General features: G+C 41.4%; 13 protein-coding genes. 10 read left to right on the forward strand and 3 right to left on the reverse strand.

From position 1 onward, the window contains the following. The first annotated feature begins 335 nt into the window (after nucleotides 1-335). The 3 genes from L3V38_RS01250 to fliD all read left to right on the forward strand — a co-directional run bounded on the left by L3V38_RS01250 (nucleotide 336) and on the right by fliD (nucleotide 3,774). Nucleotides 336-1,754, forward strand: coding sequence for a flagellin (locus L3V38_RS01250; protein ID WP_237118127.1), 1,419 nt, complete (start codon nucleotides 336-338; stop codon nucleotides 1,752-1,754). Nucleotides 1,755-1,879: 125 nt separating this feature from the next. Further along, on the forward strand, nucleotides 1,880-2,290 hold the full coding sequence (locus L3V38_RS01255) for a flagellar protein FlaG (RefSeq protein WP_237118128.1): 411 nt from the start codon (nucleotides 1,880-1,882) through the stop codon (nucleotides 2,288-2,290). 44 nt (nucleotides 2,291-2,334) lie between these two features. Beyond that, nucleotides 2,335-3,774 (forward strand): flagellar filament capping protein FliD, encoded by a 1,440-nt coding sequence (fliD, locus tag L3V38_RS01260; RefSeq protein WP_237118129.1) that lies wholly within the window; start codon nucleotides 2,335-2,337, stop codon nucleotides 3,772-3,774. Nucleotides 3,775-4,054: 280 nt separating this feature from the next. On the opposite strand, the gene L3V38_RS01265 is transcribed toward fliD, so the two are convergent. Together L3V38_RS01265 and fliS are read right to left on the reverse strand one after the other, a co-directional pair. After that, nucleotides 4,055-4,387 carry a hypothetical protein gene (locus L3V38_RS01265; protein ID WP_237118774.1) on the reverse strand — a complete coding sequence of 111 codons (333 nt, stop codon included), beginning with the start codon at nucleotides 4,385-4,387 and terminating at the stop codon, nucleotides 4,055-4,057. Then, a complete protein-coding gene (fliS, locus tag L3V38_RS01270) occupies nucleotides 4,344-4,745 on the reverse strand; it encodes a flagellar export chaperone FliS (protein WP_062569718.1) in 402 nt (133 codons plus the stop codon). The genes L3V38_RS01265 and fliS overlap by 44 nt, the downstream gene beginning before the upstream one ends. A 307-nt stretch (nucleotides 4,746-5,052) precedes the next feature. Here fliS and L3V38_RS01275 point away from each other — a divergent pair, with 307 nt between their 5' ends. Next, on the forward strand, nucleotides 5,053-6,492 hold the full coding sequence (locus L3V38_RS01275) for a sigma-54 dependent transcriptional regulator (protein ID WP_237118130.1): 1,440 nt from the start codon (nucleotides 5,053-5,055) through the stop codon (nucleotides 6,490-6,492). Between the two features lie 111 nt (nucleotides 6,493-6,603). On the opposite strand, the gene L3V38_RS01280 is transcribed toward L3V38_RS01275, so the two are convergent. Further along, nucleotides 6,604-7,191, reverse strand: a complete 588-nt coding sequence (locus L3V38_RS01280; RefSeq protein WP_237118131.1) for a DNA-3-methyladenine glycosylase I — start codon at nucleotides 7,189-7,191, stop codon at nucleotides 6,604-6,606. A gap of 128 nt (nucleotides 7,192-7,319) precedes the next feature. Here L3V38_RS01280 and L3V38_RS01285 point away from each other — a divergent pair, with 128 nt between their 5' ends. From L3V38_RS01285 to fliH, 6 genes are all read left to right on the forward strand, one after another. Further along, complete coding sequence (locus tag L3V38_RS01285; protein ID WP_237118132.1) at nucleotides 7,320-8,432, forward strand: ATP-binding protein; 1,113 nt, start codon at nucleotides 7,320-7,322, stop codon at nucleotides 8,430-8,432. Beyond that, nucleotides 8,429-9,835, forward strand: coding sequence for a sigma-54 dependent transcriptional regulator (locus L3V38_RS01290; protein ID WP_237118133.1), 1,407 nt, complete (start codon nucleotides 8,429-8,431; stop codon nucleotides 9,833-9,835). Before L3V38_RS01285 ends, L3V38_RS01290 begins: the two co-directional genes overlap by 4 nt. Nucleotides 9,836-10,002: 167 nt before the next feature. Then, nucleotides 10,003-10,335 carry a flagellar hook-basal body complex protein FliE gene (gene fliE / locus L3V38_RS01295; protein ID WP_062569723.1) on the forward strand — a complete coding sequence of 111 codons (333 nt, stop codon included), beginning with the start codon at nucleotides 10,003-10,005 and terminating at the stop codon, nucleotides 10,333-10,335. A 20-nt stretch (nucleotides 10,336-10,355) separates the two neighbouring features. Next, on the forward strand, nucleotides 10,356-12,071 hold the full coding sequence (fliF, locus tag L3V38_RS01300) for a flagellar basal-body MS-ring/collar protein FliF (protein ID WP_130150473.1): 1,716 nt from the start codon (nucleotides 10,356-10,358) through the stop codon (nucleotides 12,069-12,071). After that, on the forward strand, nucleotides 12,064-13,101 hold the full coding sequence (fliG, locus tag L3V38_RS01305; protein WP_062569725.1) for a flagellar motor switch protein FliG: 1,038 nt from the start codon (nucleotides 12,064-12,066) through the stop codon (nucleotides 13,099-13,101). The genes fliF and fliG overlap by 8 nt, the downstream gene beginning before the upstream one ends. 3 nt (nucleotides 13,102-13,104) lie before the next feature. Further along, nucleotides 13,105-13,923 (forward strand): flagellar assembly protein FliH, encoded by an 819-nt coding sequence (gene fliH, locus L3V38_RS01310; RefSeq protein ID WP_237118134.1) that lies wholly within the window; start codon nucleotides 13,105-13,107, stop codon nucleotides 13,921-13,923. Nucleotides 13,924-13,936 lie beyond the last annotated feature (13 nt).

Consider the following 13,936-nt stretch of genomic DNA (forward strand, 5'->3'; position numbering starts at 1 on the left):
CTATTAATAAGTACGATGAGTAATAGTTGTGGCTATCGGTTGCATAAGCATCACTGCGTTAGTAGAAAACGTAATAATGGCTCTTTTAAGCAATAAATGTAGGGATTGAATGCAAAACATCTTCTTTAAATAGACGTTTTAATGAATAATAAAATTCAATAATTTTAAACAGTTAAATTATTTTCTAATAAAAATATTAATTTTTTTGAAAAAAAGTCTAAAGATAAATCTTCACCTGCCGTTAACTTAACCAGTACAGAGCTTGAACATACAATTGTGAAAGTTCTTGGTTAAATCAAAACAGATATATTACGAAAGTAATCAGGAGTTTTATCATGGCTTTATCAGTAAATACAAATGTATCTTCATTAAATGCTCAACGTAACTTGTCTCGTTCAAGTGAAGGCTTAGCAACTTCAATGGAACGTTTAGCATCAGGTATGCGTATCAACAGCGCAAAAGATGATGCGGCAGGCCTACAAATTTCAAACCGTTTAACTTCACAGGTAAATGGTCTAGCAGTAGCACAACGTAATGCTAACGACGGTATCTCAATGGCACAAACTGCTGAAGGTGCGATGAATGAGTCAACAAGTATCCTTCAACGTATGCGTGAGCTAGCACTACAATCAGCTAACGGTTCAAACTCTGCTGAAGACCGTGATGCACTTCAAGAAGAAGTTGTAGCACTACAAACAGAATTAACACGTATCGCTGATACAACGACATTCGGTGGTGTAAAACTACTAGATGGTAGCTTTGGTACAAAACAGTTCCAAGTTGGTTCAAATGCAAACCAAACAATTGACATCACATTAGATGGTACAAGTTCTAATGACCTTGGTGCAAATGAAATTAAAGGTGCAGGTTCAGTTTATGGTCTAGCTGCAGCAAGCGATCTGGCGACTAACAATGCCGTAACTGCCGGTGATGTAACTTTCTCGGGCTATAAAGGTGCAGCAACAATTTCTGTTGCCGCGACTGATTCAGCTAAAGATGTTGCAGATGCTTTAAATGCTCAAAGCACAGGTATCACAGCGGAGGCTTCTCTTGAAGTGACTCTTGGCAACCTATCAGTTGATGATGATGGTACTTTAGCGATTGGTGGCAAAACATATGATTTAGCTGACTACGCAGGTAACACTGAGCGTCTATCGGATGACCTTGCAAAAGACGGCTTCGATGTAACTTACGACGCAGATGCAAATACAATTGACCTAAAAGCAACTGATGTTGAAGGTATTGAAGTAACAGGTGCTACGGCGGGTACGCTTTCATTCACCGATAGTGCAGGCACTGCGATTGTTGCAGGCGCGACTAATGCTGCGGTTTCTGTTTCATCAGAGCTTAAGCTAACATCGACTCAATCATTTACTGTAGGTGATGACGGTACTGCGGATACAGCTGAGATTTTATCTGGTGCATCGTCACAGTTGAATGATGTTAACAGCATCAATATCTCAACTAGCCAAGCATCTGCTCAAGAAGCAATTGATGTTATTGACTCGGCAATTGCACAGATTGATAGCCAACGTGCGAGCCTAGGTGCGGTTCAAAACCGTTTTGGTCACACAATCAGTAACCTTGCAAACATCTCTGAAAACGTATCTGCTTCACGTAGCCGTATTCAAGATACTGACTTTGCAACAGAAACTGCACACATGACTAAAAACCAAATCTTGCAACAAGCAGGTACATCAATCTTGTCGCAAGCGAACCAATTACCACAAGCAGCGCTTAGCTTAATTGGTTAATAGTGTGATTAGTTACAACAACTAATGGTTAAGTCAGCATTAGTTAACTAAAATAAAAAGGAGATTGGCTTAGCTAATCTCCTTTTGTTGTATTAGCCATAGGGTAAAATGTTTAAGGAGGCGTTATGAGTGCAATAACCCAAAGCCCTGATTTTGCAGTGGCTCCGCAAAAAGCTGACGATAAGTTAGCTGCGAGTCCACAACTGACAGCAACGGCGGTTGATGAATCAAATAAAACGGAAAATACACTTCAACAACAAACAGAGCAAAATTATCAACAAGTGCAACAAAGCGGTGAAAAAGATGAATTGGGCCGCGAGCAGCTTGAGAAAATGGCGCAACAATTGCAAGACTTCATGGGCGAAATGAATCGCAGTTTGCAGTTTCAAGTTGATGAAGAGTCGGGCCGTGATGTTATTAAAGTGGTTGATAAAAACAGTGGTGAGCTAATTAAGCAATACCCATCTGAAGAAGTGTTGAGCCTAGTGGCTAAACTTTCAGAAACCGCTGGTTTTTTAATTGATCAAACAGCTTAGCTTTTTGCTACTTTGATTTAAATAGGTAATTAAGAGGATGTGTTATGGCTATTTCATTTAATGGTTTAGGTTCAGGTTTAGCAGTATCAGATATTGTTGATGCGTTAGTTAATGCTGAGCGCACCCCTTTTACTTCACGTTTAAATAAAAGAGAAGCAACGTTAACAACGGATATTTCAGCAGCTGGTGCACTCAAATCAGCACTTGAAAAACTGCAAACCTCAATGGAAGCATTAGGTGATGTTGAAAACTATCAAAGAAGAAGCATTTCTGGTGGTGATGACTTTCTTTCCGTTGAATCAGATAAAGACGCTCAGCCTGGTGGTTATAATGTAAAGGTTGATGCGCTCGCACAAGCACATAAGTTGTCATCACCAGCCTTTGCTGCGGATGAGCCGATTGGTAGTGGCGTTATTACCATTAGCTCAGGCGAAAATAGTTTTTCTACTGTCTTGTCACCAACAAATACATTAGAGGATTTACGAGACCAAATAAATAATGGTCCATTCACGGGTACTGATAGCAATGACTCTGTGACAGCAACAATAGTTACTACGGACGCTGGACAACATTTAGTATTAACAAGTAAAGAAACCGGTGAAGAAAATGCCATCAGCATTACAGTGCAAGATAATGATGGTAACAACACTGATACAGGTGGCCTTTCTCGCTTAGCATATGATGTATCAGATGCCGATCCTGCTAATCATGTTACTAATTTAACCGAAGTTGATGCTGCGCAGAATGCACAAATTACCATTGATGGCACACTCACCGTGACCAGTAACACGAATGAGTTTAAGAATGTTATCGATGGCGTAGATATTACAGCTAAAAAAGTACACGGTGCAGATGATGATGACAGCTCATTAAAGGTTACTGAGAATAATAGTAACATAAAGGCTGGCTTAAACAGTTTTATTGAAAGCTATAATGAGTTACTTGAGCTAAGCAAAAATCTTGGCCGCTCAGGCGAAGACGGAGCTGGGGTTATGGCCGGTGACTCTATGCTTCGTGGTGTGATGTCAAAGCTTCGCCAACAGCTAACCAATGAAGTTGGCTTGAGTGATGGCAGTAGTTTGTCATTATCCAAGCTTGGGGTTGAAGCAGACCGTTACGGTAAACTGACCTTAGATGCAGAGCGTTTAGATGAGCAAGTAAAAGCAGATGTGGATTTAGTTCAAGAATTCTTTTTAGGTGACAATGAAGACGAGGGCGGCTTTGCGCAGTCTTTTGATGAGCTAATGAGCTTTTATACTGACTCTGATGGTATTGTTCAAAACAGAATTGACAGTAAACAAACTCAGTTAGATGGTTTAGATGATGAGCGCATTGATTTTGCAAGAAAAATGGAATCTTTAGAGTCTCGTTTATATGCACAATATAACAGCATGGATTTACTTGTTGCACAGCTAAACTCAACCAGTAGTTATGTTCAAGCGCAGCTTGATAATATGCCAGGGGTTGTTAAAAAGAGTAATTAGTAAAACTTATCACTTTTCCTTATTTAAGCGCCAACTTCTTTGGCGCTTTTTTGTTTTGGTGTACAAACTATTTTTTATCAAGTATTACGCTTTGCTTGAAAACCCTCACAAACATAATTAGTTTACCCACGTCGACCTTTATGCTGCGAAAATAAATAACAAAAGTGATATTAACTCGTATTGTAGTCGCGACTTATGTCGCGCAATTGATATAGCAAAAGTAATATTAACCCGTGATGTAGTCGCGCAATTGAGGTAATAAAAACAACTAAACGCTTGATTAGCGCTTAGTTGCTTTATATTTAGAGATAGCCTTGTTTGATTTTCGTTGGCTGAGAAGCTCGGCTTGTGTTTTGTCTCTTGCGCTTTTTAGTCTGGCCATGGCGGAAGAAATACGGGTTTGTATTGCTAAGAGCTCTTGTTCGGTTGGAGGTGTGCTACTTTCACACCAAGCCCTTAGCTTTTTATCGATAGCCACTAACGATTGGCTGGCAAGCTCAATCTCAGTTTTATCTATATGCTCTGAAAGGGCAGTGAGTTGCTCGTCCAGAGTCAGATTATTAGGCATTTTATTGATCAGCTTTAGGTGTGCGCTCATCTGCTGGAATTGCATCCCAGCCTTCTTTTATTTCTTTTACGATTCGAATAACGTCATCAATTGCATCAATATCATTATTGATATTTGCTTCTGTTAGACGGCGTTGGCAAAAGTCGTAAAGTGATAAAAGGTTATTAGAAATTTCTCCGCCTTTCTCAAAGTTTAAAGCGTCTTGTAAAGCGCCAAACAATAAAATGCTACTAGAGATATTCTCACCCTTTTTTTCAAGTTCTTTACGTTCAATAAAGCCCTTTGTTGCCGCTAATCTGCCAATGATATTATTGAAGATAAGGTTTATCTGCTCGTACGGTGTCATTTCGTTGATGTTGCTAACGCTAACCTGACTGTACTTTTTTACTGAGATGTGTGCCATGAGAAAATCCTATAATTAAAACACCAATTAATAAAACAAATCTAAGCAATATTAGTGCCATAGATAGTATCGGCAGAATTAACTTTTTCTTTATCTTAGTCTAGATGAATTATACAAATGTGCGTAGCTGCACCAAAGTAAAAACTTCTCTATTGAGTTAAGTTAGTAGTTTAGTATTGCTTTTTCTACTAAGTGACTATTTTTTGGCGTTGATGTCAATAAATTGCCGCTTTGCGCTTGCATCCCGTTCAAACTCGCTTACAATTTAAAAATTAACTAACCGAGTGGTAACTATGGTTCGCCAATAATGATCTTAATTTTAGACAATAATAATAATCGTGCGATAGGTTTACATGCAGCACTTACCTTTATAGGTGAAGCTGTTCAATTGGTTGATGAGTCAACACTGCAAACATTTTGTGAAAAGCACCAACAGCAAGAGTGTATGGTCATTCTTGGGGCTTTACAGCAACTAAGTCATGAAACCGTTATAAAGCAGTTTCCTGCTATCCCATTCTTACTGATAGGTGAAACACTCAAGCCGTTATTGAGTATTGCTAACGTGGTGGGGTTAATTTGTGAACCCTTTAACCATGATGTGACTACCCAGCTTTTGCATGATTGTCAGCAATATCAACGTATGTTGCCAGGCGAGCATAAACAGTCTAAATCGCATAAATCATTTGATGGTTTAGTGGGTGAAACTGACGCAGTCAAAGACGTTCGATTTTTAATTGAACAAGTCGCAAAAACAGATGCCAATGTGCTCATTTTAGGTGAATCTGGCACTGGTAAAGAAGTTGTCGCCCGTAATGTTCACTTATTGTCAAAGCGTAACACAGGACCATTTGTTCCAGTAAACTGCGGAGCAATTCCTGGGGAGTTACTTGAAAGTGAGTTATTTGGTCATGAAAAAGGCGCTTTTACAGGTGCGATTTCTGCACGTAAAGGTCGCTTCGAATTGGCGCAAGGTGGCACGCTCTTTTTAGATGAAATTGGTGACATGCCATTGCAAATGCAGGTGAAGTTACTACGTGTTTTACAAGAGAGAAGCTATGAGCGGGTAGGGGGGACTAAGCCTATTCAGGCTGATGTGCGCATCATTGCTGCAACCCACAGAAACCTTGAGGATATGATCGAAAAAGGGGATTTTCGTGAAGATCTTTTTTATCGCTTAAATGTATTCCCGATTGAAAACCCATCACTAAGCGAACGCGCAGACGATATTCCACTGTTATTAAAAGAGTTAATGCGCCGTGTAAACGAGCAAAGTGGCACCACAGCCAAGTTCACTGAGCGCGCGATTCAAAGTTTAAAAGAGCATGCGTGGCCTGGCAATATTCGTGAGCTGGCGAACCTCGTTGAGCGTATGGTGATCATGTTCCCTGATAAGGTCGTTGATATACCAGACTTACCAAGCAAATACCGTTATATTGAAGTCGATGCCTATGAGCCTGAATACCCTGAAGAGTTGATGGAACGAGATGCCTTTAACGATATTTTCAGCAGTGGTTTTAGTGACTATGAGGACGAAGAGCCTGAACTTTCAGCCGCGTCAGCTGATTCAGGTTTATTACCTGAAGAAGGTATTGAGCTAAAAGAGTATTTAGCAGATTTAGAGATAAGCCTGATTAGCCAAGCGCTTGAGCGTTATGACTATGTGGTGGCACGTGCCGCTGAAATTTTAGGTGTACGCCGTACAACCCTAGTCGAAAAAATGAAAAAGTATAATCTGTCGCGAGATTAACCTGCTTTAGCTTTTCATTATTCCCAAAAAATGTGTAGGTCATTTTAGCAACACGCTGTGATAGATGACCTACTTGTTTTTATTCGCTTCAAATTAACACTAATCGTGCAATCAATACTGTGCAATTATTTCAGCTTTTCTAAAACAATCATTACTGTGGTCGTTAACCATGCCACAGGCCTGCATATGTGCATAAACAGTTGTTGGCCCTAAAAATTTAAAGCCGCGCTTTTTTAGATCTTTAGCAAAAGCGGTCGAGGCTTCTGTTATAGCAGGGTAATCTTCTCGCTTTTCAAGGTTATTCACCAGTGGTTTACCACCTACAAACTGCCATTGATAGTTTGAGAAACTACCAAACTCTTTTTGAATCTCAATAAAGCGTTGCGCGTTATTGATAGTGGCAGCGATTTTAGCGCGATTACGAATAATGCCTTCAAACTGCATTAACCGTTCGACGTCATCTTCGGTCATTCTGGCAACCTCTTCGACAACAAAGTTTTTGAAGGCACTGCGATAGCCATCACGCTTTTTAAGTATGGTATACCAACTCAGTCCCGCTTGTGCTGACTCTAAGGTTATAAACTCAAATAAGCGGTGATCGTCATATAATGGCACACCCCATTCTTCATCATGATAGGCCACATAATCTTCTTTACTGGTGTCGAGCCATGGGCAGCGACAAAGGTGTTCTTTTTGCATCGTTCCCTCGCAGTTGTCATTTTTTTGTCGTTGTTAAATTAACCTTTAATTTATTGAAATTAAACAATAATAAATTTGGTATAGTTTGTGCATTTACACTGTCAGACACGATTTTTGAGTAGTTAATTATGGCCTTGGCAAATGTACTAAAACCACAATTTATCACAGCTAATCAATATAACCCATGTTTACAGCAAGAAGAGTATGTGGGGGAATTAAGTGAGCTTCGCCAGCAGGCAAGTTGGCTTAGTCATTTGGTTGATACTATGCCTGCAGGTGTGGTGGTGCTAGATGGGCGCGGCATGATTGCAAAAGCAAATCAAATTGCAATAGACATGCTGGGTGAGCCATTAGAAGGTGAAAAGTGGTTTAGCGTTATTCAACGCTCATTTCGCCCTAAGCAAGATGATGGCCATGAGGTGTCACTAAAAGATGGTCGTTTAATTAAGCTCGATATTACAGCTCTAGCTCCTGAGCCTGGGCAACTTATCCTAATGACAGATTTGACCGAAACGCGCAGGTTGCAAAAACGTGTAGCGCATATGCAGCGTTTAAGTGCCCTTGGCAAAATGGTTGCTTCTCTTGCTCATCAAGTCAGGACGCCGCTTTCTGCAGCTATGTTATATGCTGCAAACTTAGGCTCGAAGCGATTACCAGAAGCATCGCGTGGTAATTTCCATACTAAGTTAATGTCGCGTTTAAAAGATTTAGAAACCCAAGTGAATGACATGCTTTTATTTGCCAAAAGTGGTGAGCAGCAAGTTGTTGAAAGTGTCTCGATGCAACAACTTTTAAGTGAAGTTAAAGTGGGTGCCGATGCAATGGTTGCCCAAAATCATAGTGAGCTTGTTGTTAGTTTACCTGAGCCAGATATTGAAATAGTCGGTAATAAAACAGCACTGGCAAGTGCCGTTCAAAACCTTATTCATAACAGTATTCAAATAATTGGCAGTCAGGCACGTGTTGAGCTGAGTGCTAAGCGAGATGACAAAGATGAAAATTGTGTGCGCATAAGTGTCAGCGACAATGGCCCAGGTATTGATACTAGTTTAGCAGATAAATTATTTGAACCGTTTTTTACCACTAAAAGCCAAGGCACAGGGCTTGGACTGGCTGTTGTCAGTTCAGTCGCCAATGCCCATCAAGGGCGGGTTGAAGTTTATAACAACGCACATGGTGGTGCCTGTTTTAGTTTGATCTTGCCTATTAGTGCAGAACCTATGTTAGCGGAGGCAAAATGAGTACCCATCCTATTTTAGTCGTTGAAGATGACGCAGGCCTACGAGAAGCGCTGATTGATACACTAGAAATGTCTGGTATTGATTGTATTGCTGCCGACAGTGCCGAGCAGGCAATGGTCTTGTTAAAACAAAATACCTATGCATTGGTAGTCAGTGATGTGCAAATGGGCACTATGAGTGGTCTCGACCTATTGCGCAGCATTAAGCTGAACTACCCAGAATTGCCTGTTTTGATGATGACAGCGTATGCCACCATTGATGATGCGGTTGAAGCAATGCGCCTTGGTGCTATTGACTATATGGCCAAGCCGTTTGCGCCAGAAGTGCTTCTTAATATGGTCAGTCGTTATTTACCAGAGAAAGAAAAAGAGACCGAAGGTCCCATTGTCGCAGATCCATCAAGCATAAAGCTACTTGAGCTGGCCAGTAAAGTGGCTCGCTCTGACGCCAGTGTTATGGTGCTTGGCCCAAGTGGGTCAGGTAAAGAAGTCTTAGCGCGTTATATTCATGATAAATCAAGCCGTGCTGATGCGCCTTTTGTTGCAATTAACTGCGCAGCCATCCCCGAAAACATGCTTGAGGCAACATTATTTGGTTACGAAAAAGGTGCTTTTACAGGCGCTATTCAAGCTTGCCCAGGTAAATTTGAACAGGCGCAAGGTGGCACCATTTTACTTGATGAAATCACTGAGATGGACTTAGGGCTTCAAGCAAAATTACTGCGTGTATTACAAGAGCGTGAAGTGGAGCGACTGGGTAGCCGTAAAACGATTGAACTTGATGTTCGTGTTTTGGCAACCAGCAACCGTGATTTAAAAGACGCTGTTAGTAACAATCTATTTAGAGAAGATTTATACTATCGTTTAAATGTATTCCCCCTAATGTGGCGGCCACTTGCTGAGCGCCCAGGTGACATTATTATTCTTGCTGAGCATTTGATTGAACGACACTGCTTGAAAAGCAAAGAGCCAATTGCACTGATTACAGAAGGCGCAAAGCAAAAGCTTTTAGCGCACACATGGCCTGGTAACGTTCGCGAGCTTGATAATGTTATTCAACGGGCACTCATTTTATGTGATGGCAACAGTATTCATGAGAATGATATTTTCATCGAAGAGTTGTTATCAACAAGTTCAGAGCTAACTCAGCCGGCTCCATCCCATAATGCCCCGATTTATCAAGAGCAGCCTGTAGAGCCTCAACTTGCGAGTATTCCTCAAGTGAACGAGCAAGGTAATTATAAAGACGAACTCAAAGATAAAGAGCATCGTATTATTTTAGAGACGCTAGCCAAATGCCAAGGTAAACGCAAAGAGGTTGCAGAGACTTTAGGAATTAGTCCTCGTACACTTAGGTATAAGTTGGCGCAAATGCGTGATCTTGGGATCGCATTACCAGCCTAATCCATATTTCTTCTTACACAAACAAGCTCACATTATCGTGAGCTTGTTTGCTGTCAAAACTCTGACAACAATAAATATAACAATAAACACTTGTTCTTATTGGTTTTTATTTGTGGCACGCTTTGTGCATTTTACTTGGTAAGTGAACTGCATCGTCAGAGAGTATTATGAAAATTCAAAACAGCGCATTATTTCAAGAAATGCAATCTATGGCTCTAGAAGCGGGCCGTAGCCAGTCAGTTAATAACTTACCAACACAAGCTCAGCCGACTTCATCAGCACAGTTTGGTGATTTACTTAGTAATGCGCTTGATAACGTTAATGGCCTACAACAAGACGCTAAGCAAAAAGTCACCGCATTAGAGATGGGAGATCGCAGTGTTTCCTTGGCAGAAGTGATGATAGCTTCGCAAAAGTCTTCAGTGGCTTTTGAGGCGACGGTACAAGTAAGAAACAAACTTGTTGAAGCATATAAAGACATTATGAACATGCCTGTTTAACTAGGTAGTGGAGAATTATTGTGGCGCAATCTAATCAATCAACTGATCTAGCCTTAGCAGGTGGTGGAGTCGATTCACCTGATACTGAGGAACAACAAGAGCAAAAGTCTGGATACTTAAGTGCCCTGAACGGTGTGGATGTACTTCGTCAGGTTACGTTAGTTATTGCACTGGCTATCTGTTTGGCAATTGCTATTTTTATTATTATTTGGGCTCGTCAGCCAGATATGCGACCGCTTGGTAAAATGCCAACGGAAGAGCTTATTCAAACTCTCGACTTCTTAGATGCTCAAAAGATTGATTATGAATTAGATGGTAATGTCATTTCGGTTGAAGAAGGTGAATACCAAAATATTAAGCTATTGATGGCTCGTGAAGGCCTTGAGCAAGCGCCAAGCTCAGGTACTGACATCATCATGCAAGATATGGGATTTGGTGTAAGCCAACGCCTTGAACGTGAACGTTTAAAACATGGCCGTGAGCAGCAGCTTGCGCGCACCATTGAAGAGCTAAAAAATGTAACTCGCGCCAAAGTACTTTTAGCTATTCCAAAAGAAAACGTGTTTGCTCGTCGTGAAAAACAGCCTTCTGCTACGGTGGTGCTAACCCTGAAGCGTGGCCGCACACTCGATGGTGAAGAAGTTGACTCAGTGGTTGATATTATTGCGTCAGCTGTACAAGGGCTGTCACCTGAGCGCGTTACAGTTACCGATCAAAATGGCCGTTTACTTAACTCAGGCTCACAAAATTCACTGGCAGCTCGCTCACGTAAAGAGTATGAAATTGAGCGCAAACGCGAAGAAGAATATCTTAATAAAATCGATAGTATCCTTATTCCTGTTGTGGGGTTAGGTAATTACACAGCGCAAGTAGATTTGAATATGGACTTTAGTGCCGTTGAAGAAACTCAAAAGCGCTTTAACCCAGATTTACCTGCCGTACGCAGTGAAACAACGTTTGAAGAAAATAACATTGGTGGTTTAGCGGTTGGTATTCCTGGTGCCTTAACAAACCAGCCGCCTGTTAACTCTGATATCCCTGAGGTAGCGGGTCAAGGTGGTGCTGGTACAGCAACTAACCCGAGCCGTTCTCACAAAGAAGCAACCCGTAATTACGAGTTAGACACAACGATTTCGCATAAACGTCAGCAAACAGGGGTTATCCGTCGTATTAGTGTATCTGTTGCCGTTGACTATGTACCTCAAGTCGGTGAAAACGGTGAAACAACAATGGTACCGCGCTCGGTTGAGGCATTGTCAAATATCCGTCGCTTATTACAAGGTGGTGTTGGCTTTGATATGCAGCGTGGTGATGCGCTAGAAGTTGTAACCGTGCCTTTTGTTCGCCAAGACACAGGAGAAGCAATCGAAATACCACTGTGGGAACAAGAGTGGTTCATGAAAATGCTACGTTTAGCGCTGGGCGCATTGGTAATCATTGTACTAATAATTGCTGTTGTTAAACCAATGCTGAAACGCTTAATTTACCCAGATGATACACTGGAAGAATATGATGAAGATGCGCTAAGCTCAGGTATAGATATTGGTGATAGTACACTAGATATGCTAAATAAAGACTTTGACTCGGCTGCTGTAGGATTCTCAAGTGATGGTACACTACAGCTACCAGATTTACATGGCGATGAAGATTTACTTAAAGCAGTGCGAGCACTGGTAGCAAATGAGCCTGAATTGTCTTCACAAGTAGTGAAAGCGTGGTTAACAGAAGATGACTGATCAAGAAAAACAACTACCTGCGGCGTTTGATGTCGACAAATTAGACGGCGTAGATAAAGCAGCGATACTTTTGCTGAGTTTATCAGAAGAGGATGCAGCACAAATCCTAAAACACTTAGAGCCAAAACAGGTTCAAAAAGTGGGGATGGCAATGGCCGCACTGGATGATTTATCGCAAGCAAAAATTAGCGCTGTGCATAACTTGTTTATTGAACAAATTCAAAGCTTTAGTACTATTGGTTTCCAATCTGAAGACTTTATTAAGAAAGCACTAACCGCAGCCCTCGGTGAAGATAAAGCAGCAAGCTTAATCGATCAGATTGTCATGGGCTCAGGTGCGAAAGGCCTCGATTCGTTAAAATGGATGGACTCTAAACAGGTTGCTAATATTATTCGTAATGAGCACCCGCAGATCCAGACCATTGTTTTATCTTACTTAGAGCCTGAGCAGTCTGCTGAGATCTTGTCGCAGTTCCCAGAAAAAGTGCGCCTTGATTTAACCATGCGTATTGCTAACCTTGAAGAAGTTCAACCTGCGGCACTCCAAGAATTAAACGAAATCATGGAGAAACAGTTTGCTGGTCAAGCAGGTGCGCAAGCAGCGAAAATGGGTGGCCTGAAAGCCGCGGCAGATATCATGAACTACCTAGATACGAATGTTGAAGGTCAGTTGATGGATTCAATCCGTGAGCATGACGAAGAAATGTCGCAACAAATCCAAGACTTAATGTTTGTCTTCGAAAACTTAATGGATGTAGAAGATAGAGGCATTCAAGCGATTCTTCGTGAAGTGCAACAAGATGTACTCATGAAAGCAATCAAAGGTACCGACGAAGCACTGAAAGAAAAGATCCTAAGCAATATGTCAAAACGTGCTGCAGAATTGCTTGCTGATGACTTAGAAGCAATGGGGCCTGTGCGTATTAGTGAAGTAGAAACGGCACAAAAAGAAATTCTGTCAACAGCACGTCGCTTAGCAGATTCAGGTGAAATTATGCTTGGTGGCGGTGGTGGAGAGGAGTTCCTGTAAATCATGGATAAACCATCACTTCACCGAGGTAAACCTGTTCACGCCAGCGAAGCGGTTGATGAACTTTTAGAAAATTGGCCAATTCCTGATGTTGAACAAGATACTCGCAAGTACGCGGGACGCTCTACTGCATTTGGCACGCCTTTAGCTGATCTATATCGTAAAGAGCAAGAAAAAGCACCCGCAAAGGAAGAGCCTGAAGAGCCAGAAATACCCGCATTAACAATGGCTGAGCTAGAAAAAATTCGTCAAGATGCGTTTGAGGAAGGTTTAAAACAAGGCCATGAGCAAGGCTATATTGATGGCTTTGAAAAGGGCGTAGGTGAAGGTAAAGAAGCCGGCTACAAAGAAGGTGTAGAGTTAGGTAAAACTCAAGGCCAAGAAGAAGTTAAGCCTATAATCGAAGAGCAGCTCACGATATTACGTGGCTTACTTGATAGCCTATCAAATCCTTTATCACAAGTGGATGAAAGCGCTGAAAAACAGCTTGTGCAACTGGCTGTGATGTTAAGTGAGTCACTGATTTATCAAGAAATTAAAACCTCGCCAGATGTTGTTTTACACGCGTTAAAGCAGGCGATAGATGCATTAGGTGATGAGCAAACAAAAGTCCGTATTCACTTACACCCTGATGATATTAAACTTGTCACAGAAAGTTATGGTGAACAAACTGTTGCAGATAATCACTGGCAGTTAGTGGCAGAGCCGACCCTTGAACGCGGTGGATGTGAAGTTAAAACACCTCAGTCATCAATAGATATGACCGTAAAAACCCGCGTCAAAGAAACATTGGAAAACTTTTTGCATAACAGTGGTATCTAACCACTTTTTAGGC

It is taken from the genome of Pseudoalteromonas sp. L1, from assembly GCF_021728095.1.
In the GTDB taxonomy this organism is placed as follows: Bacteria; Pseudomonadota; Gammaproteobacteria; order Enterobacterales; family Alteromonadaceae; genus Pseudoalteromonas.